Below are 20486 nucleotides of genomic sequence, written 5' to 3'. Positions count from 1 at the left end.
AATGAGCGATGCCCGTCCCAAATTGCTCGTGATCGAGGATGACCCGGGCCTCCAGGCTCAGCTCAAATGGGCCTATGAGGATTTCGAGGTGATCGTGGCCGGGGATCGTGCCAGCGCCATGGCCGCGCTGCGCAGCGAGGAGCCTGCCGTGGTCACGCTCGACCTTGGCCTGCCGCCTGACCCGGACGGCACCAGCGAGGGCTTTGCCGTGCTGGACGAGATCATGGCGTTGAAGCCCGACACCAAGGTGATCGTGGCCAGCGGGCATGGCGCGCGCGAAAGTGCGCTTCAGGCTATCGAGCGCGGGGCCTATGATTTCTATCAGAAGCCGATGGATTTTGACGAAATGGCGCTGATCGTCGCCCGCGCCTATCGGCTCCACCGGCTGGAGGCGGAGAACCGGCAACTGGCCATGCGCGCGGGCAAGGACAATCGCGTGCTGGGCACGATGATCACCGCCGCGCCCGAAATGCTGCGTGTGGCGCGCACGATTGAGCGCGTGGCGGGCACCAATGTTTCGGTCATGCTGCTGGGCGCCAGCGGGACGGGCAAGGAATTGCTGGCGCGGGGCCTGCATGAGGCCAGCGGGCGGGCAGGGGCCTTTGTTGCGATCAATTGCGCGGCGATCCCGGAAAACCTGCTGGAATCGGAACTGTTTGGCCATGAAAAGGGGGCCTTTACCGGCGCGATCAAAACCACCGAGGGCAAGATCGAGCAGGCCCATAACGGCACGCTGTTCCTGGACGAAGTGGGCGATATTCCCTTTGCGCTACAGGTCAAATTGCTGCGCTTTTTGCAGGAGCGGGTGATCGAGCGGATCGGGGGGCGGCGGTCGATTGCGGTCGATACGCGCATCGTCTGCGCCACCCATCAGAACCTTGAGGCGATGATCGCCGAGGGCCGTTTCCGCGAGGATCTGTGGTATCGGCTGGCCGAGATCGTGGTCAAGATCCCCTCGCTGGCCGAGCGGCCGGGCGATGCGGCGCTGCTGGCCCGGGCTTTCCTGGCCCGTTTCGCCAAGGAGATGAACCCGGCGGTCAAAGGCTTTGCCCCCGATGCGCTGGCCGCGATGGATGCGTGGGGATGGCCGGGCAATGTACGCGAGCTGGAAAACCGGGTGAAACGCGCCGTCATCATGGCCGATGGCAAGCTGGTCCATGCGGGCGACCTCGATCTGGACGCGCCGGGGGGCGATGAGGATTTGCCGCTCAACCTCAAATCCGCGCGGGAGATTACCGACCGTCGCGTGATCCGTCAGGCGCTGGCGCGCAGCGAGGGCAATATTTCCTCCACCGCCAAGCTGCTGGGGATCAGTCGGCCCACGCTGTATGATCTGCTCAAGCAATATGACTTGCAGCATTGATAACGCTATCGGCAATGATGTACCAATAAGTACAATTTCTGCGCGATCAATGCGGGGCCTGAAACGAAGAAAGGGCGGCTCGAAAGCCGCCCTTCCCCTCCCTTTTTTCTTCCGAGGTTCGATTTGCATAGAAATGGCGGGGCTTCAATGGGGCGCCTATGCCATTTTTATGAATAGCCGTTCATTGTGGCAAACGAACCACACTGGCACCCCGCTGCGCGTCAGGCCTCTTCGCGCCGATTCTCGCGCACCGAGGCCCAAAGCGCCGCGCCGATCAGCACTGCGCCGATCAGGCCCGTCACCGTTTCCGGCACCTCGACCAGCGCCGAGCCCAGCATGATCCCCGCCAACGCAATGATCGCCCAGAAGGCCCCGTGCTCAAGGAAGGCATATTCCGAGAGCGTGCCTTGCTCGACCAGCAGCACGGTCAGGGAACGCACAAAGATCGCGCCGATCGACAGGCCCAGCGCAATGATCACCATATTGTTCGACAGGGCAAAGGCCCCGATCACGCCATCAAGGCTGAAAGAGGAATCCAGCACGTTGAGGTAGAGAAAACCGCCAAGCCCGGAACGCACCGCCGTGCCCGCCAGCGCCCGTGCGGCCTCGCGCCCTTCGAGGAAATGGCCCAGCGCCTCCACCGCGATGAAGGTGACAATGCCAAACACGCCCGACACCAGCAGCGTATAGGCCTCTTCCCCCGGCAGCCAGCGCCCGATCAGCACCAGCGCCAACAAGAGCAGCGCCACCTCGCCCGCCTTGATCGAGCCGACGATCTTCAACCGCACCTCGACCCAGCGCAGCCAATGCGTTTCCTTGTCCGGGTCGATGAAGAAGCCGAGGCCCACCATCGCCAGAAACGCCCCGCCAAAGCCCGCAATCGGGATATGCGCGTGGCGCATGATCGCCTCATATTGCGCCGGATCGTTCACGGAGAGATGCACCGCCTCGACCGGACCCAGCCCGGCGGTAAAGCCCACGATCAGCAGCGGAAAGGCCACGCGCGTGCCAAACACCGCAAAGAGCATCCCCCATGTCAGGAACCGCTTGCGCCAGATCGCGTCCATATCCTTCAGCACGGCGGCATTGACCACCGCATTGTCAAACGAGAGCGAAACCTCCAGCACGGCCAGCACCAGCACGATCCAGAGCATCCCGCCCACGGCCGAAATCGAGCCCGTATCGTGCCAGCCATAGGCAGCCGCCAGCGCCAGACAGACAGCGGAAAAGATCAGCGAGCCGCCGAAATGTCGCAAAAATTGGGTCACTGGGACAATACTCCGGCCGGATCAGGCTTTGGGCTGATAGGTCTGTTCGATGCCGGGAAAGCTGCGCTCGCGCACCTCGGCGGCATAATCGGCGGCGGCCTGCGAAATCAGACCGGCCATATCGGCATAGCGTTTGACGAAACGCGGCACCCGCTCAAACATGCCCACCATATCCTCGGTGACCAGCACCTGCCCATCGCATTGCGCCGAACCGCCGATGCCGATGACCGGGCAATCCACCGCCTGCGTCACGGCCACGGCCAGCGGTTCGACGACGCCCTCGATCACAATGGCAAAGGCCCCGGCATCGGCCAGCGCCCGCGCATCGCCAAGGATCTTGTCCGCCTCGGCCGCGCTGCGCCCGCGCGCGCCATAGCCGCCCAATTGGTTCACCGCCTGCGGCGTCAGGCCGATATGCCCCATCACCGGAATGCCGCGTTGCGACAGAAATGCCACTGTTTCGGCCATCGCCACCCCGCCTTCCAGCTTGACCCCCGCGCATCCGGTCTCGCGCAAAACCCGCGCGGCGGTTTCAAATGCCTGCTGGGGCGAGGCTTCATACGTACCAAAGGGCAGATCGACAATGACGGCGGCATGCCAACTGCCGCGCCCCACCGCCGCGCCATGGGCCACCATCATATCCAGCGTCACAGGCAGGGATGAGGGCAGGCCATAGATCACCTGCCCCAGCGAATCGCCCACCAGCAGCAGGTCGCAATGCGCGTCCAGCAATTGCGCCTGACGCGCCGTATAGGCCGTCAGCATCACCACAGGTTCGGCGGTGACGCCCTCCTTCTTGCGCTGGCGGATGGCCGGAATGGTCAACCGGCGCATCGGCGTGGGGGTGGGATTGGCGCGGCTGGTGGCCGTATCGATCTGAAAGGTCGTAGACATGAAGGCGCTTCTAGCCCGGCGCGGGGCATGGGGTAAAGCGCATTGAGGATCGGGCATTGCGCGTGACAAGTGCACCGCAACAGGGCAGGATGCACAATCCACCGGTGGACTACGCATAATCCGCCCTTGCGAATGTTGCGCGATCCGTTAATTTTCTTGCCCATTGCTTATTGCGTTCAGGGGAACTGCATGTTCGGTCGCGTCAAGCCGTTGGATGCCATATTGGCCACGGCTGAGAAAAAATCACTTCACCGCTCTCTGGGCGCCTTTCAATTGACCATGCTGGGCGTGGGCGCGGTGATCGGGACGGGTATCTTCGTTCTGACCGCCGAGGCCGCGCAAAAAGCGGGGCCGGGCATGATGCTCAGCTTCATCATCGCCGGCTTCGTCTGCGCGGTGGCTGCTTTGTGCTATGCTGAAATGTCCAGCATGGTGCCGGTTTCGGGCTCTGCCTACACCTATTCCTATGCGGTGATGGGCGAGTTGGTGGCATGGATGGTGGGCTGGGCGCTCATTCTGGAATATGCCATTGCGGCGGGCGCCGTGTCGGTCGGCTGGTCGGGCTATATGATCGGCTTTGTGCAAAACACCTTCCATATTACGGTCCCCCTCGAATTGGTGCGGGGGCCATTCGACGGGGGCGTGATCAATCTTCCCGCCATGCTGATTGCGGCCATCATCACCGGCCTGCTGGTGCTGGGCACCAAGGAAAGTGCGACGGTTAACGCCGCTTTGGTCGCGATCAAGATCACAGCGCTGACCTTGTTCATCGCGCTGACGCTGCCGGTTATCAAATCGGGCAATTTCGTGCCTTTCGCCCCGCTTGGCTTTGCCGGCATTTCGGGCGCGGCGGCCTCGATTTTCTTTGCCTATGTGGGCTTTGACGCGGTTTCGACGGCGGCCGAGGAAACCAAGAACCCCCAGCGCAACATGCCCATCGGCCTGATCGGCAGCCTTGCGATCTGCACCATCTTCTACATGCTGGTGGCCAGCGGCGTGATCGGCACCGTGGGCGCGCAGCCGGTTTACGGCCCGCATGGCGAAGTGCTCTCGCCCGGCACCGCCGCGCTCTCGGATGCGTGCAAGGCGCTCAATGAAAACGCTGTGGTCTGCTCCAAGGAAGCTCTGGCCTGGACGCTGCGTCAGGTGGGCCATCCCTTCGTCGGCTGGCTGGTAGGCGCGGCGGCCATTCTGGCGCTGCCCTCGGTGATCCTGATGATGATGTTCGGCCAGACCCGCATCTTCTTCGTGATGAGCCGCGACGGCCTGCTGCCGGAATTCTTCTCCAAGGTTCACCCCAAGTTTCACACGCCCCATGTCATCACCGTGCTGACGGGTGTGTTTGTGGCGCTGTTTGCGGCCTTCTTCCCGGTGGGCCTGCTGGCCGACGTGTCGAATTCGGGCACGTTGTTTGCCTTTGGCGCGGTGTCGGTGGCGGTGATGGTGCTGCGCCGGACCGATCCCAATCGTCATCGTCCGTTCCGCACGCCGGGCGTGAACATCGTGGCGCCGATCTCGATCGCGGGCTGCATCTATCTGTTCATCAGCCTGTCTAAGGCCACGATCGGCCTGTTCCTTGGCTGGGGCGTGGTCGGGCTCTTCGTCTATTACTTCTACAGCCGCAGCCGCAGCCACGTCGGGCGCGGGCTGGTTGAAGTGCATGAGGATGACAGCGATGCGCCGGATCTGCCGGTGCCGCCGATGCCGGGCACTTGATACAAGAAAGGGCGGCCTGATCGGGCCGCCCTTTTCGTTTCAGGGTTGCGGGGCTCAGACCGCTTCGAGCGCGTATCCCGCCGAGCGCACGGTCCGCACCGGGTCCAGCGCGCCTTCCAGTTCGATACCCTTGCGCAGGCGGCGGATATGAACGTCGACGGTGCGCAATTCGATATCGCTGTCCGTGCCCCACACCGCGTCCAGCAATTGCCCGCGCGAGAACACGCGGCCCGGATGCTCCATGAAGAATTTGAGCAGGCGGAACTCGGTCGGCCCCAGAGCAAGGATCGTGCCCTTGCGCGTCACCTTATGCGCCGTAGCGTCCAGCGTCAGATCGCCCACGGTGATCTGTTCACCCGCCAGCGCGGGGCGGATGCGGCGCATGATGGCCGATACGCGGGCGATCAGCTCGCGGGGGCTGAAGGGCTTGGTGATGTAATCATCGGCCCCGGTTTCAAGGCCGCGGATCATATCGTCCTCGGCCCCGCGCGCGGTCAGCATGATGATCGGCACATGGGCGGTGGCCTTGTCGCGGCGCAAACGGCGGCAGACCTCGATGCCGCTGGTGCCCTCGATCATCCAGTCGAGCAGGACCAGATCGGGCGCCTCCTCGGCGGCCAGCAACAGCGCCTCATCGCCATCGGGCGTCGAAAGGACGGTATAGCCCTCGGCCTGAAACCGGAATTCGAGCAATTCCGCCAGCGCCGGATCATCTTCTACCAGCAAGAGCCGGGGTTGTTTCATGGGTGCCCCCTGTTAACGTTCAGTTTTCCGGCCGTTCCAGCCGGTCGACCACATATTCGGCTGTGGCCGCGTAATAGACCTGTTCGGCAATATTGGTGGCGTGGTCGCCGATGCGTTCAATGTTGCGCGCGATGAACAGCAGATGCGCGGCCGAGGTGATGGTGGATGGGTTTTCCATCATGAACGAAACCATGTTGCGGAAAATGCTGTCATAAAACGCATCGACCCGCGCATCGCGCTCGATCACATCCACCGCCAGCGCCGGATCGCGCGCGGCAAAGGCCGTCAGCACGTCATGCACCATCTCGCCCGCGATTTCCGCCATCGCCGGGATCAGCGTCAGCGGTTCGGAGTTCAAGCGCCCTTCGATCCGCGACACACGCTTGGCGATATTCTTGGCATAATCGCCGATGCGTTCGAGAATGCCCGCGATCTTGAGCGCGGCCAGAACCTCGCGCAGATCGTCCGCCATCGGGGCGCGCAGGGCGATGATCTTGACCGCGAGCCGGTCAACCTCGGCCTCAAGCCGGTCGATCTTCTTGTCGCGCTCGATCACCTGCGCGGCCAGTTCCTGCGAGCGCTTGGTCAGCGCCTCTACGGCCTCGCCGATCGCCAGTTCGGCCAGACCGCCCATTTCGGCGATCAGCCCACGCAGCGTGGTGATTTCCTCGTCAAAGGCCTTGACCGTATGTTCTGCCACTGGACGCAATTCCCTGTTCAAGCTGTGATGGAGTAATCGTCACATACATGTCACAAAAGGCAACATCCATGTCCGTTCCAACCAGCCTTGAAAGCGCCATGCAGCGTTTTCATGACAGGACTATGACGGACTTGTGACTTTTTGCTCTTTGGCGGGGATCAGCGGGAGGCGCACCGAAACCTTCGTGCCCACGCCGACCTTGCTGGTGATGTCGAGTTTGCCGCGATGGCGTTCGACCACATGTTTGACAATCGCAAGGCCAAGCCCAGTGCCGCCCGCCGCACGGCTACGGCCCGGATCGGTGCGATAAAAGCGCCGCGTCAGATGGGGCAGATGATCCGCCGAAATGCCCGCACCCCGGTCGGTGACCAGAAATTCGGCCATGCCACGCGGCGCGTGGGTCAGCGCGACCGTCACCGGTTGGTCCGCGTCGCCATATTTCAGCGCATTGTCGATGAGGTTGCGCAAAACCTGCTCGATCTGCTTCACATCGCCGGCCACTTCGAAGGGCTCGTCGGGCCGGACAAATTCAACGCGGGCCGGATTGCCCGGCGGCGGCGCGAATTCGCCCACCACCCGCGCGGCCAGCGGCGTCAGATCAATCTGCGAAGTCGGCGCGTCATGCTTTTCGGCCTCAAGCTGAGACAAAGACATCAGATCGTTGAGCAGCGCCTGCATCCGTCGCGCCTCACGCAGGACCGTGCCGAGGAAGCGCTGCATCACCGCGCCATCCATCGTACCCACGCTCTCGCTGATCGTCTCGACATAGCCGATGACCGAGGAGAGGGGGGTGCGCAATTCGTGGCTGGCATTGGCGACGAAATCGGTGTGGGCGCGGCTGATGTCGGCCTCGGCGGTGCGGTCGCGCGCCTCGATCACCCAGAGGCCGGGATAGACCGGGCGGCGCGTCAATTGCCACAGGCTGCCGCTGCGGGTCAGGCCGCGGATGCTGGCGGTGGCGGTTTCATCATCGGCGCTGTCGAGCAGGCGGATCGCATCGGGGTGGCGCAGCGCGATGCGCGGGTCCTGACCCAGAATATGTTCGCCAAGAGCCGCGCGCGCCGCCGCATTGGCGTCGATGATTCGCGCCCGGTCCACCAGCATCATCGGCGCCCCCGTGCCCTCCAGCGCGGCAATCAGCGCGCGGCGCACCATATGGCCCTGCTCCAATTGCTGCTGGCGGGCATTGCCCTCGATTTCGCGCGGGGCGTCGGGTTCGGCCTGATCGCTGCACCACCACCACACGGCCAGCAGCGAAAAGGTCCAGAACGCCCCGGTCAGAGCCACCATCAGCAGGCCGACTCCATCGAGATAGAGCAGCAAAAGCGTCAGGAATTCGAGGATGATGGCAGGCCAGGGTAGCTTGCTGTCGCGCATTGCTCGGATCGTCCATTCCTTGGCGCCTGCATCAGGCCAGGCGCTCGCCATCAGCGCATGGGGAAGGCGTATGACAGTTTTATGAAACGACCAAGCATTGAGCGCAAGAATAGCGGGAAACATCAAGCCGGTGGCAAAGGCGCGGCGATGAACGTGTGTTGCGCATCCGGGGTGATTTGGCGATGGGCAGGCGATGGTCGCCGGGCCGCAACCTGGTCGGCTGGATCATACCTCACCAATGTCCCATGGCAGTCTGCCGGGGAGTTCCCGGATGTTCGTCAATATACGCCAACGCATATTTGCCGAGCACAATCCGCCAATCACTTAAATGATTTTATGGTGACCCCTACGAGAATCGAACTCGTGTTTCAGCCGTGAGAGGGCCGCGTCCTGACCGCTAGACGAAGGGGCCATGGCTCTGATTTACAAGTGGTGACCCCTACGAGAATCGAACTCGTGTTTCAGCCGTGAAAGGGCCGCGTCCTAACCGCTAGACGAAGGGGCCATCCTTGAAGCCAAGGCAGGCTATGTAAATGGTGACCCCTACGAGAATCGAACTCGTGTTTCAGCCGTGAAAGGGCCGCGTCCTAACCGCTAGACGAAGGGGCCAACCTTGCAACCAAGGCGGGCTATGTAATGGTGACCCCTACGAGAATCGAACTCGTGTTTCAGCCGTGAAAGGGCCGCGTCCTAACCGCTAGACGAAGGGGCCAACCTTGGCTTGCGCCTTGGTGAGGCCGCGCATTTATGGAGAGGGGGCCGGTTGGTCAAGTCACAAATCGCGTTACTATCGGAAAAAACGAAAAATTTATGATAAATAACGCGATTTCAGCTCTTTAGATGCTAGTCCGCCCATGCCGCATCATCGATATGCAGTTCGGCCGCCCGGCGCGGTCCCCAATCATCGATTCGTGCGCGCCCGGCCAGCCACAGCTTGCGCCCATGGTCGCCGTGGATCAGCGTCTGGCCCATCTCGGTCTGGGCGCTGCGAAAGGCCATCGCCTTGAAACTGGCGCCGTCTTCGCCGCGCACGATCATGCGCAGATGGTCCGCGCCCACCACATCGGCCTTGACCACGCGCACCGGCCCCACGGCCACACGCGGCCCCGGCCAGCCCATGCCATAGGGGCCCGCGCTCTCCAGCAATTCGACCAGTTCGGGCTGCAATCCGCGCGGCGCCACGGCCAGATCGAGCAGCAGCGATTGCGCCCCCTGCGCCCGCCCGACATCGCCCGCCAGACGGTCGTCCAGCCAATCGGCAAAAGCCTCCAGCCGGTCGGCAGCCACAGTCAGGCCCGCCGCCATCGCATGGCCGCCCCCCGCCACCAGATAGCCCAGTTCGCGCGCGCCAATGACCGCCGCGCCCAGATCGACGCCCGAAATCGAACGCCCCGAACCTTTGCCCACACCATCATCGTCGAGCGCGATCACCAGCGTCGGCTTGCCGGTCTTTTCCTTGATCCGCCCCGCCACGATGCCGATCACGCCCGGGTGCCATCCCTTGCCCGACAGGACCATCACGCTGCGATTGCCCTGCCGCTCCACCTGCGCCTCGGCGGCCTCCTGGACGGCCATTTCGATGGCGCGGCGCTCTTCATTCAACCGCGACAATTGCGCCGCAATCTCGCGCGCCTCCTCGGCGTCCTGCGTGGTCAGCAGGCGCACGCCCAGCGTCGCTTCGCCCACGCGCCCGCCCGCATTGACCCGCGGCCCCAGCGCAAAGCCCAGATCGGTGGCCGTGGGGGCGCGGTTCAACCGGCTTGCATCAATCAGCGCGGCCATGCCGATATTCTCCCGCCGCGCCATGACCTTCAACCCCTGGGCCACCAGCGCCCGGTTCAGCCCATGGAGCGCGGCGACATCGGCCACCGTGCCCAGCGCCACCAGATCGAGCAGGGCGAACAGATCCGGCTCGGCCCGCCCGGCAAACCAGCCCCGGCCACGCAGCACCCGCACCAGCGCCACGCTCAGCAAGAACGCCACGCCGACCGCCGCCAGATGGCCATGCGCCGCGCCAATGTCGCTCTCATCCAATCGGTTGGGGTTTACCAGCGCCAGCGCCTGCGGCAATTGCGCGCTGCATTTGTGATGATCGACCACGATCACCTCGACCCCGGCGTCGGCGGCCATGGCCAGCGCCTCATGCGCCATCGCTCCGCAATCGACGGTCACAATCAACTGCGCCCCCTCGGCGCCCAAGCGCACCAGCGCTTCACCCGTTGGGCCATAGCCTTCGAGCAGGCGGTCGGGGATGTAATGGCGCGCATCATGGCCCAGCATGCGGATCAGCCGGATCAGCAAAGCCGCGCTGGTTGCCCCATCAACGTCATAATCGCCGTATATGGTGATCGCTTCCCGCCGCTCCAAAGCATCGGCCATACGCGTCGCGGCCAATTCCATATCTCGGAATTCGGCGGGATCGGGGAGGAAGGCACGCAGCGTCGGAGCGCGGTGGCGGGGCAGATCTTCGCGGGGAACCCCGCGCGCCAAAAGCAGTTGCGTGACGATATCGTCGTTCAGCCCGCCAGAGGCGTTTTGCGCCATGTCCATATTGCCCCCGCGCCAGCGCCAGGCCTTGCGCGAGAGGGACGATTCAGGGCGGATCCATTGGTTCAAATCTGCATGCATGGTGAAGACGACTAGACCATCTTTGGCGCGACAGAAAGGGTAGGGGATTTGTTAAAGATCGCGGATGTATGACGGAGGCCACGGAGATGATAAAGCGTTTCACCAAATGGGTTATGATGGCCAAGACTCGACGTAGCGAGCCGAAAGGTGCCATATGTCTTGAGAGAAGCCATTAATTTGGAGGCCATAGCGCGGTTACTTTGATGACTGTTCCTTCCCCCTCGACCTCCGCCTTTCATGTACTGTTTCCGCCCGGGCTTGCGCCCAAGGCGCAGGCGGTGTTTGATCTCTTGAGGCAAGATGCTGAAGTGGCGCGAATTTTTTCCGTCACGCATCAACCGGAGGCTGATAGCGACTGGCTTGAATTGCTGTCCAGCGGGTTGACCTTTGATTTGTCCGGTCTGGCCGGGGGGGGCTCTGCTCCCGATATTGCGATGCGTTATGATATTTCGGCGGTCACCGATCTGGATCATTCCGCATGGTTGCGGCTTGCGCCGGGCGCACATCTTTCGGGGGGCGGCCGACAATTGCCGGTGGTCCGCGCGATGGCGGGGGTGGTGCTGGGGCTGCTCAAACTGCCGGGTGCCGCAGGCGTTGCATGGGGCCCGGCGCGCACGGTCATGAGTGCCGAGCATTTCTGCCGGATCGTTCCGGCCTGGCTTAACGGGGGTGCTTTTCCCGCGCTGGGGCTGACAGCATTGCGGCGCGATGAGGAGGGCAATATCGTTAGCGAGGGGTTAAGTTTTTTTACTGGACTCGAACTGCGAATCGAGCCAATTCTTGCCGATCAGCCCGGCTTGGCTGGCAAGATTGCCATAAGACTTATCCACAGTTTGGTGGATGGCTGGACGGTGAAGGAGCCTGTTGAAGTTGAAGGGCCGGGCGGGGAAATTCTCGGGCTAACACCCGAGGAAAATGGAAAAATTCTTCGGATATGCCTAGCACGCTGACGAGTATCGTCGCCACAGTGCCGCCGGTTGCGGGGGGTGGCGCCATTCCTGCCGTTTGGTCGGCTTTTGCCGAATTTCGTCATCGGGCGCGCAGGGCTTTACCATTTCGCGCGGTTAACCAATCGGATAGCGCGGATTACGATCCCGCGTTGCAGCGTCATCATATTTTGCCCAAACAATTGCTTTCGCAACGGTGCTTTGGGCCGATGTTTGATACGATAGGCCGTGATCAGGTGGGGTTCGATGATTTTCGCAGCAATGGTCTGCTGCTGCCCGCACGCGATTCGGCCGCGATCAAAATGTCGCTGCCCATGCATCGCGGACCGCACCGCGATTACAACGCTCTGGTAATGGAGCGGGTGGGACAGGTCGAGGCGCGCTGGTCGGGCATTCGCCGCAAAGCGCCGGAGGTGGCGATGGTGGAGGCGGTCCAGCGCCTTACCTTGCTGCAAAAGGCTCTGCGCCGCCGTCTGCTGCGCCCGCAAACCCGGCCGATGATGCTGAACCGCTACGACCCGATGCAGCGCCACCTCGATTTTACGGAATTGGATGCGATGGTCGACATGCTCTGGCCCGAGACACAGTTGTTGGCCGATCTGGGGCTGTAATCGCGTCCGCCTTGGGCTAAGGGCCGCGCCATGTCTCAGGAACTTCTCGATAGCTTGCCCGCACCGTGGCGGCTTGCGGTGGCCTATGCGCCGGTTGCAACGCGTGATCGCTGGTTGACGATGCTGGCGCTGGATGTGCGCTTGGCGGGGGTGGTGCGCGGCGCGCGCGAACCGATTTTGGCGCAGATGAGGCTGGCATGGTGGCGCGACCGCTTGCGCGACTCGGCGCAGAATTGGCCGCGTGGCGAACCGCTGCTGGCGGCATTGTCGTGTTGGGGCGGGGAGCATGGGGCGCTGGTGGGTCTTGTGGATGGCTGGGAGGCGCTGCTGGGCGAGGCGCCCCTGCCGGTCGAGGCGTTTGAGGCATGGATCGCGGGGCGGGTTGCGGCCTGCGCCGCATTGAATGGGGCCGAGGGGGCAGAAGGCATGGCGCGCGGATGGGCGCTGGGCGATCTGGCGGCCCATCTGGGCGATGCGCAGGAGCAGGCCGCGGTTGCCGATATGATCGAGGGGCATGGTTGGCGCGGGCGACGGTTGCCGCGTGCGATGCGCCCGCTGGTGATCCTGCACGGTCTCGCCGCGCGGACCAGGGGGCGTCAGGGCGCTGAAAACATTTCGCTTTTTACGCTTTTGCGGCTTGGCATGCTGGGGGTCTGAGGTACTTTCCCTGTAAATGCGGAAGGGGGTTCAATGGGGCGGTTGGTGGTCGGCGCGGTTTCGGCGCTGGTTTTGGTGGGCGCCGGGTTCTTCTGGTGGCAGGGTCGCGCCAGTCTGGAGCGCGCCGCACCTTTGCCGGTCGCGTCCGGGCCGCCCAGCGATGGGTTCATCGATTTGCCCGACCCCGATCCGCATGGACGCGGCCCCGCCTTGCCCAATGCGGTCAAGAAAATGATGTCCAAGGAGGACCGGCGCTTCAACCGCTATGACCGCAACCGCGACGGCTCGATCAACCGCAACGAGATGCTGTCAACCCGTGTGAAGGCGTTCCAGAAGCTGGACCTCAACCACGACAATCTGCTCAGCTTTGAGGAATGGGCGGTCAAGACCTCAAACCGTTTCAAGGAGATCGACCGCAATGGCGACGGCATCGTCAGCCGGGCGGAACTGAACGCCTATTACGCGGCGCAGGATGCCAAGAAGGCCGAACGCGACAAGGCCAAGGCCGATTGCGCATGCGGCAAGGCGGGCCCCAAGACCCGCCCTGCGCCCGACGATGACGACCCCGATTAAGCCGTAATTCCGGCCACCCAGGGGGCAAGGTCGCCCTTGGCCCGCTCGGTATAGACCAGTTTGCGCGCGGGCTTCTTGATCTTCTTTTCGGTCACGATGGGCGGGAACAGGCCGAAATTGATGTTCATTGGCTGATAGGTGTCGGCCTCGGCATCGCCGGTGATATGAGCCAGCAGCGCGCCCAGCGCCGTGGTGCGCGGCGGCTCGGCCCAATCGCGGCCCGACAGTTCGCAGGCCGTCATGATGCCCGCCAGCATACCGACACTGGCGCTTTCCACATAGCCTTCGCAGCCGGTGATTTGCCCGGCAAAGCGGATATGGGGCGAGGATTTAAGACGGAGCTGGCGGTCCAGCAGCGTGGGCGAATTGAGGAAAGTGTTGCGGTGAAGGCCGCCCAGCCGCGCAAATTCGGCATTTTCCAGCCCCGGAATCATGCGGAACACGCGAGTCTGCTCGGCATATTTCAGCTTGGTCTGAAAGCCGACCATGTTGAAGAGCGTGCCCAGCTTGTTGTCCTGCCGCAATTGCACCACCGCATAGGGCCATCGACCCGTGCGCGGATCGTCCAGCCCCACCGGCTTCATCGGGCCAAAGCGCAATGTGTCCTCGCCGCGTTCGGCCATGACCTCGATGGGCATGCAGCCGTCGAAATAGGGGGTGTTGGCCTCCCATTCCTTGAACACGGTCTTTTCGCCGCTGAGCAATTCCTCGCGAAAGGCCAGATATTCGGCCTTGTTCATCGGGCAATTGATGTAATCCTTGCCGTCAGAGCCCAGCGCGATGGAGGCCTCGGCGCCCTTGTCCCAGCGCGCAGCGCGCCAGGCGATGTCCATGTTGACCGTCTCGGCATAGACGATGGGGGCGATCGCGTCGAAGAAGGCGAGGCTGTCCGCGCCCGTCGCCGCGCCGATCTTTTCGGCCAAAGACGAGGCGGTCAAAGGCCCCGTCGCCACAATCGTCAGCCCCGCATCGGGTAGCGTATCAATCCGCTCGCGCGTCAGCTTCAGGTTGGGCAGCGCGGTCAGTTCGGCCTCAATTGTGTCGCTGAACACATCGCGGTCCACGGCCAGAGCCGACCCGGCCGGAACTCTCGCCTTGTCCGCCGCCCGCATGATGAGACTGTCGAGCGCGCGCATCTCATAATGCAGCAGGCCCACAGCGTTGGCCGTATCATCATCACTGCGCAGCGAATTTGAACAGACCAGTTCGGCCAGCCCATCGCCCTGATGCGCCGGGCTGCGCTCGCCAGTTCCGCGCATTTCCGAAAGGCGCACCTTGAAACCGCGCTTGCCCAATTGCCATGCCGCCTCGGTTCCCGCCAGGCCACCGCCGATGATGTGTACGTCATATGTCATGGGGTGGGGCTTTAGCTATTGTGGGGGTGGGGGGCAAGGTTGGGGCGAAGGGATGCCTCCGGCGGGCAAAGGGACTTGTCCCTTTGCAATCCCATTAATGGGTGGGTGGCTTCCGGCGTGGTGTTGGGGGATAGGAATAAAGCCTGCGGCGCGGATAGGGTTGAGCTATCTGCGCCGCAGGCTTTCGAATTTCGCGTCCGATACACGTCGTCGCCGCCATGGCGCAACGCGGACAGCAACCGGAGCGCGAGGGTCTAGACCCTCGCATCTAAATCCTTATGCCGCAGGCAAAACCACCGAACCGTCCGCCCCGCGCACCAACGCCCCATGCGCCACCACAGCCGACAGCGGCAAATCCGCGTAAACATGCGGAAACAGCGCACCCCCGCGTGAGACTTCCCACTTCACCGCATCGCCCAGCGCCGCCAGATCGACCGTGGCGATAAACAGATCGCCCATACCGGCGAAATGCTTGTCGATGGTCTCGGCCAACTGCGGTTCGGCCGAGAGGTGGATATAGCCATCGGCCAGATCCACCGGCGCCCCCTTGAACACGCCATCGGCAAGGAACTGCGCCATCTGCGGCGCGGTCAGCACTTTGTGGGCAAAAGCGGGCAGGCTCATTCGCCCGCCGCCTCTTCCGGCGCGATGTCCTCGCCGCCCTCATCCTCGCTCTCGGCCAGACGCACGGCCGAAACGACATGCTCATTATCGGCCACGTTGAACAGGCGCACGCCCGCCGACCCGCGCCCGATCACGCGCAGCGAGGAAAGCGGCAGACGGATCATCTTGGCCTGATCGGTCACCAGCATCAGTTGGTCAGCCTGAACGGCGGGGAAGCTGGCCACGACTTCGCCGTTGCGGGCGATGTTGTCGATATTGGTGATGCCCTGACCACCGCGCCCGGTCCGGCGGTATTCATAGGCCGAGGACAGCTTGCCATAGCCATTGGTGCAGACGGTGAGGATGAACTCTTCACGCGCAGCCAGTTCGGCCATGCGCTCGGCCGAAATCGAGGGTTCGCCTTCCTTCTCGCCCTTCCACGGCGCGAATTTCAGGTAATCCTCGCGTTCCTCGCTGCTGGTGCCAACGCGATGCAGGATGGAGAGCGAGATCACTTCATCGTCGCCCTTGAGCAGCATGCCGCGCACGCCGGTCGAGGTGCGGCTGGTGAACTCGCGCACTTCATCGGCGGCAAAGCGGATCGCCTTGCCCTGACGGCTTGCCAACAGCACGTCGTCATCCTGCGAGAGCAGCGCCACGCCGATCAGGCGATCATCGTCGCCTTCTTCAAAGCGCATGGCGAATTTGCCGTTGGAGGGAATATTGGCAAAGGCGTCCATGCTGTTGCGGCGGATATTGCCCTTGGCCGTGGCGAACACCACCGACAGAGCGCCCCAATCCGCCTCATCCTCGGGCAGCGGCAGCACGGTGGCGATCGTCTCATCCTTGTCCAGCGCGGGCAGCATGTTGACGATCGGACGCCCGCGCGTGGCCGGGCCGCCTTCGGGCAGCTTATAGACTTTGAGGCGATAGACCTTGCCCGCGGTCGAGAAGAACAGCACCGGATTATGGGTGGTGGTGACGAACATCGTCCCCACGGCATCCTCTTCCTTGGTGGCCATGCCTGCACGGCCCTTGCCGCCGCGCGCCTGCGCGCGGAAGGTGCTCAAAGGCGTGCGCTTGATATAGCCGTCCATGGTCACGGTCACGACCATGTCGTCGCGCTCGATCAGGTCTTCATCATCAATACCGTCGGCGGCGGCGGTGATTTCCGACACGCGCGGCGTGGCGAAAGCGGCGCGCACCTCGATCAGCTCCTGACGGATCACGCCATAGAGCTTGGCCCGGTCGGCCAGAATCGAGAGATATTCGGCAATCGCCTTGGCCAGTTCTTCCAGCTCGTCGCCGATTTCGTCGCGGCCCAGCGCCGTCAGGCGGTGCAGGCGCAGGTCGAGGATGGCCTTCACTTGGGTCTCGGACAAGCGATAGGTCGGCGCCGAAAGCTCGTCGCTGCCTTCTTCAATGGCTTCGACCAAACGGATATAGGAGGCGATTTCACCCATCGGCCATTCGCGCGCCGACAGGGCCGCACGCGCCGCGCCCGGATTGGGCGAGCCGCGGATGATGCGGACCACCTCGTCCAGATTGGTGACCGCGATCACCAGACCCAGCAAGATATGCGCCCGGTCGCGCGCCTTGTTCAGTTCAAACTTGGTGCGGCGGGTAATCACTTCTTCGCGGAAGGCGATGAAGGAGGTGAGGATGTCCTTCAGCCCCAGCACTTCCGGACGGCCGCCACGGATGGCCAGCATATTCGCGGGGAAGGAGGACTGCGCGGGCGTGTTGCGCCAGATCTGGTTGAGCACCACTTCGGGCGTGGCATCGCGCTTGAGATCCACGACGACGCGCACGCCTTCGCGGTTCGATTCGTCGCGGATGTCGGAAATGCCCTCGATGCGCTTGTCCTTGGCCGCCTCGGCGATCTTTTCGACAAGGCCCGACTTGCCCACCTGATAGGGGATCGAGGTCAGGACGATCGAGCGGCGGTCATTGCGACCGGTCTCGATCTCGTGGCGGCAACGCATGATGATGCTGCCGCGCCCGGTGTTATAGGCGTTGCGCGCGCCGCCCTGACCCAGGATCAGCGGGGCGGTGGGAAAGTCCGGCCCCGGAATGATCTTCATCAGCTCGTCAGTGGTGATCGCGGGATTGTCGATGGTGGCCAGCGCGCCATCGATCACTTCGCCTAGGTTATGCGGTGGAATGTTGGTGGCCATGCCCACCGCAATGCCGCCCGCGCCATTGACCAGCAGATTGGGGAAGCGCGCGGGCAGGGCCTGCGGCTCGCTCTCCGACCCGTCATAGTTGTCGACGAAATCGACGGTGTTCTTGTCGATATCGGCCAGCAGGCTGTCGGCCACCTTGGCCAGACGCGCTTCGGTATAGCGCATCGAGGCCGGCGGATCGGGGTCCATGGAGCCGAAGTTGCCCTGACCATCGATCAGCGGCAGGCGCATCGACCAGTCCTGCGTCATGCGCGCCAGCGCGTCATAGATCGCCGCGTCGCCATGCGGGTGATACTTGCCCATCGCGTCGCCCACGATACGCGCCGATTTGCGATAGGCCTTTTGATGCGTAAAGCCGTTCTCGTGGCAGGTCCACAGGATGCGGCGATGCACAGGCTTCAAACCATCGCGCACATCGGGCAGCGCGCGCGCCACGATCACGCTCATCGCGTAATCGAGGTAGCTGGTCTTCATCTCGTCGACGATATCGACGCGGGTAAATTCGCCCATGGGGCTGGCGGACAAGGTGGTTTCGTCGCTCACGCGCGTGTTTTCATTCTTCGATTGTTGTGGGACTGGCCCGGATAACATGTCTCTAGGCCATGGCGTCGCCTATGGCCAGCGATTGCATGGCCCAGTGGGCCGGATCGAATGCGTTTTCCACAATCGCGCCCGCCCGGCCGGTCCATTGTCGGCGCCCGGCGCCCGAAAACGCGTGCGGGCTGCGCACAAAGTCGTAGTTCAATCGTGGTTCACACGCGACGGCCCATTAAGGCTATAGTTGCATTGACGCGGATTTGCCTTAACAAGCGCAACGTTCAGTTTGGGGCGGCACATCGTTTGCCATGCCAAGAGGAGATAGATTGCAATGAAGCTTTCCCTTTCGCGCTTTGCTGTGGCCGTGGCGCTGGCTTTGCCCGTGGCGGGCGCTGGCGTGATGGTGGCGGCCCCCGCCATGGCGGCGCCTGCTGGTCCCGATCTTTCCAAGCCGTTTCTGGCTGTTGGCGTGCCGTTCCAGACCGCTCTGGAAAAGGTGAAGAAGGCGCCCAGCCCCGAAGGCATTGCCGATCTGCGCGCGCAGTATGAAAAGGTTCTCGCCGCCGCCACCAAGCCCGATGACAAGTTCACGGCGGGCAACTGGGGCATCCAGCTGGGCAGCCTGGCCAAGGACGATGCGCTTCAGGGCAAGGGCATCCAGTTGATGGTCGACAGCGGCAAGACCCCGCCCGAACTGCTTCCCAAGCTGCACTTTGCGCTGGCCCAGATGGCGCTGCAGGCCAAGGACAATGCGGGCGCCCGCAAGAATCTGGACGCCTCGATCGCGGCGGGCAACAAGGATGCCGAGCCGCATGTGTGGCTGGCCGAAATCAATTTTGAGGAAAAGCAGACCAAGGCCGGTTTTGACGAGCTGAACAAGGCCATCGAAATCGCCGGGACGGCGGCGCCGGAAAACTGGTATCGTCGCGGTCTGGGCTTTGCCTATGAAGCGCGCGATTATGCTCAGGCGGTGAATTTCTCGACCAAGCTGGTCAAGGCCTATCCCGTTACCAAGAGCTGGTCGGCCGCGATTGCCGTGCTGCGCGATCTGGGCCAGCTGCCCTCGCAGGACACGATTGACCTGATGCGCCTGATGGCACGCACCAACAGCTGGGCCGAAGAGCGCGACTATGGCGAATTCGTGCAGGCCGCTGACGCGCGCCGCAACCCGGGCGAAGTGAAGGCTGTGATCGAAGCGGGCGTTGCCGCAGGCAAGCTCGATGCGTCCAAGACCTTCTATGCCGAAGCTTTGAAGACCGCCAATAGCCGTATCGGCCCGGACAAGGCCTCGCTGCCCGGTTTTGAAAAGGATGCGCGCGCCGCCAACGCCACGGTTGCCACGGTTTCGGGCGCGGCTGATGCGTTCCTGTCCTATGGCGAATCGGCCAAGGCTGCCGACCTGTACAAGATCGCTCTGGGCAAGCCGGGCGTGGACAAGCCGGTCGTGCTGACCCGTCTGGGCATCGCGCAGGTGGATGCAGGCGATTACGCCGGTGCGCAGGCCTCCTTCGCGCAGGTCGAAGGGCCGCGTAAGCCGATGGCCGAACTCTGGTCGCTCTATGCGGCGCAGAAGGCTGCCGGCAAGTAAGGCCAAAGCCTTTCAACCCACAAGAAAGGGGGCGACGGGAAACCGCCGCCCCCTTTTCGTTTCGGGCTGTTATTCGACCGGGGCGAATTCGCCGGTGGCTTCATCCAGCAGATGCAGCAGGCCGTCCGAAATGGCGAAGAAGGCGCCGCGCAGCTTCAGGCTGCCATTGGCTTCCTTTTGTGACACGCAAGGGAAGGTGCGCAGGTTTTCAAGGCTGACCTTGACGCCTGCCTGCTCCATCGCCCGTTCGGCGGGGCGGCCGGTGGTGCCATGCTCATGCGCGACCGAATGGCGGGCATCATCGAGCAGCGCGATCCAGTTGGCGACAAAGCCGCCCTGGCCCGGTTCGGCGCCATGCAGTTCCTGCGTCAGAGCAGCCTTGCAGCCGCCACACATGCCATGGCCCATCACGATGATCTCGCGGACCTTGAGCACCTGGACCGCAAATTCCAGCGCGGCCGACACGCCATGTAGGCCCGGCGTGGTTTCAAACGGCGGGACCAGCGCGGCGACATTGCGCACGACAAAGATTTCGCCCGGATCGACATCGAAAATCTGCGAAGGATCGACTCGACTGTCCGAGCAGGCGATCACCATCACTTCGGGCTGCTGCCCTTCGCGCAGCGTGCTCCAGCGTTCGCGGTGCGGGTTCCAGCCGGTTTCGCGGAAACGGTGATACCCTGCGATAAGACGGTCAAGGGGCGGGGTTGCGGGGGCGTTACCCGTATCTGACATCTCG

17 protein-coding genes and 4 tRNA genes are annotated in these 20486 nt (G+C 63.2%); 7 read left to right on the top strand and 14 right to left on the bottom strand.

From position 1 onward, the window contains the following. The first annotated feature begins 1 nt into the window (after position 1). Positions 2-1363: a PEP-CTERM-box response regulator transcription factor gene (prsR, locus tag PQ467_RS10395; protein ID WP_274173348.1), complete on the top strand. Its 1362-nt coding sequence runs from the start codon at positions 2-4 to the stop codon at positions 1361-1363. Positions 1364-1584: 221 nt separating this feature from the next. Here prsR and PQ467_RS10390 read toward each other — a convergent pair whose 3' ends face one another. Both PQ467_RS10390 and panB read right to left on the bottom strand, forming a co-directional pair. Beyond that, complete coding sequence (locus PQ467_RS10390; protein ID WP_274173347.1) at positions 1585-2631, bottom strand: DUF475 domain-containing protein; 1047 nt, start codon at positions 2629-2631, stop codon at positions 1585-1587. Between the two features lie 21 nt (positions 2632-2652). Further along, positions 2653-3525: a 3-methyl-2-oxobutanoate hydroxymethyltransferase gene (panB, locus tag PQ467_RS10385; protein WP_274173346.1), complete on the bottom strand. Its 873-nt coding sequence runs from the start codon at positions 3523-3525 to the stop codon at positions 2653-2655. A gap of 189 nt (positions 3526-3714) precedes the next feature. On the opposite strand from panB, the gene PQ467_RS10380 reads away from it, so the two are divergent. After that, complete coding sequence (locus PQ467_RS10380; RefSeq protein ID WP_274173345.1) at positions 3715-5241, top strand: amino acid permease; 1527 nt, start codon at positions 3715-3717, stop codon at positions 5239-5241. Between the two features lie 54 nt (positions 5242-5295). Here PQ467_RS10380 and phoB read toward each other — a convergent pair whose 3' ends face one another. From phoB to recJ, 8 genes are all read right to left on the bottom strand, one after another. After that, positions 5296-5985 (bottom strand): phosphate regulon transcriptional regulator PhoB, encoded by a 690-nt coding sequence (phoB, locus tag PQ467_RS10375; protein WP_274173344.1) that lies wholly within the window; start codon positions 5983-5985, stop codon positions 5296-5298. A gap of 19 nt (positions 5986-6004) precedes the next feature. After that, positions 6005-6685, bottom strand: a complete 681-nt coding sequence (gene phoU, locus PQ467_RS10370; protein ID WP_274173343.1) for a phosphate signaling complex protein PhoU — start codon at positions 6683-6685, stop codon at positions 6005-6007. A gap of 120 nt (positions 6686-6805) precedes the next feature. Then, positions 6806-8062: a sensor histidine kinase gene (locus PQ467_RS10365; protein ID WP_274173342.1), complete on the bottom strand. Its 1257-nt coding sequence runs from the start codon at positions 8060-8062 to the stop codon at positions 6806-6808. A 337-nt stretch (positions 8063-8399) separates the two neighbouring features. Further along, positions 8400-8474: transfer RNA gene (locus PQ467_RS10360), tRNA-Glu, on the bottom strand. Between the two features lie 18 nt (positions 8475-8492). Further along, positions 8493-8567 (bottom strand) — tRNA-Glu (locus PQ467_RS10355). Positions 8568-8596: 29 nt separating this feature from the next. Further along, a tRNA-Glu gene (locus PQ467_RS10350) sits at positions 8597-8671 on the bottom strand. A gap of 28 nt (positions 8672-8699) precedes the next feature. Further along, positions 8700-8774 (bottom strand) — tRNA-Glu (locus PQ467_RS10345). A gap of 131 nt (positions 8775-8905) precedes the next feature. Then, positions 8906-10612: a single-stranded-DNA-specific exonuclease RecJ gene (recJ, locus tag PQ467_RS10340; protein WP_274176133.1), complete on the bottom strand. Its 1707-nt coding sequence runs from the start codon at positions 10610-10612 to the stop codon at positions 8906-8908. A gap of 281 nt (positions 10613-10893) precedes the next feature. On the opposite strand from recJ, the gene PQ467_RS10335 reads away from it, so the two are divergent. Genes PQ467_RS10335 through PQ467_RS10320 form a run of 4 tightly spaced genes read left to right on the top strand, consistent with a single transcriptional unit; the run spans position 10894 to position 13478 of the window. Continuing rightward, the gene (locus tag PQ467_RS10335; protein ID WP_274173341.1) at positions 10894-11640 is read left to right on the top strand and encodes a hypothetical protein; all 747 of its coding nucleotides are present in this window, start codon (positions 10894-10896) and stop codon (positions 11638-11640) included. Continuing rightward, entirely contained in the window at positions 11625-12248 is a 624-nt protein-coding gene (locus PQ467_RS10330; protein ID WP_274173340.1) for an AHH domain-containing protein, read from the top strand. Before PQ467_RS10335 ends, PQ467_RS10330 begins: the two co-directional genes overlap by 16 nt. A 30-nt stretch (positions 12249-12278) precedes the next feature. Then, the gene (locus PQ467_RS10325; RefSeq protein WP_274173339.1) at positions 12279-12905 is read left to right on the top strand and encodes a hypothetical protein; all 627 of its coding nucleotides are present in this window, start codon (positions 12279-12281) and stop codon (positions 12903-12905) included. A 33-nt stretch (positions 12906-12938) separates the two neighbouring features. Next, a complete protein-coding gene (locus PQ467_RS10320; RefSeq protein WP_274173338.1) occupies positions 12939-13478 on the top strand; it encodes an EF-hand domain-containing protein in 540 nt (179 codons plus the stop codon). Here PQ467_RS10320 and trmFO read toward each other — a convergent pair. From trmFO to gyrA, 3 genes are all read right to left on the bottom strand, one after another. Continuing rightward, entirely contained in the window at positions 13475-14833 is a 1359-nt protein-coding gene (trmFO, locus tag PQ467_RS10315) for a methylenetetrahydrofolate--tRNA-(uracil(54)-C(5))-methyltransferase (FADH(2)-oxidizing) TrmFO (protein WP_274173337.1), read from the bottom strand. The genes PQ467_RS10320 and trmFO overlap by 4 nt on opposite strands. Before the next feature lie 276 nt (positions 14834-15109). After that, on the bottom strand, positions 15110-15457 hold the full coding sequence (locus tag PQ467_RS10310; RefSeq protein ID WP_274173336.1) for a DUF952 domain-containing protein: 348 nt from the start codon (positions 15455-15457) through the stop codon (positions 15110-15112). Beyond that, positions 15454-18165, bottom strand: coding sequence for a DNA gyrase subunit A (gene gyrA / locus PQ467_RS10305; protein ID WP_274173335.1), 2712 nt, complete (start codon positions 18163-18165; stop codon positions 15454-15456). Before gyrA ends, PQ467_RS10310 begins: the two co-directional genes overlap by 4 nt. A gap of 325 nt (positions 18166-18490) precedes the next feature. Here gyrA and PQ467_RS10300 point away from each other — a divergent pair, with 325 nt between their 5' ends. After that, entirely contained in the window at positions 18491-19747 is a 1257-nt protein-coding gene (locus PQ467_RS10300) for a tetratricopeptide repeat protein (protein WP_274173334.1), read from the top strand. A gap of 69 nt (positions 19748-19816) precedes the next feature. Here the strand turns inward: PQ467_RS10300 and PQ467_RS10295 are convergent, their stop codons facing one another. Beyond that, positions 19817-20482 (bottom strand): carbonic anhydrase, encoded by a 666-nt coding sequence (locus PQ467_RS10295; RefSeq protein ID WP_274173333.1) that lies wholly within the window; start codon positions 20480-20482, stop codon positions 19817-19819. Between the last annotated feature and the right edge of the window lie 4 nt (positions 20483-20486).

This window comes from Novosphingobium sp. KACC 22771 (assembly GCF_028736195.1).
Lineage (GTDB): Bacteria > Pseudomonadota > Alphaproteobacteria > Sphingomonadales > Sphingomonadaceae > Novosphingobium.
Note: the sequence above shows the minus strand (reverse complement) of the source record. Positions and strands in the feature narration are given on the sequence as shown.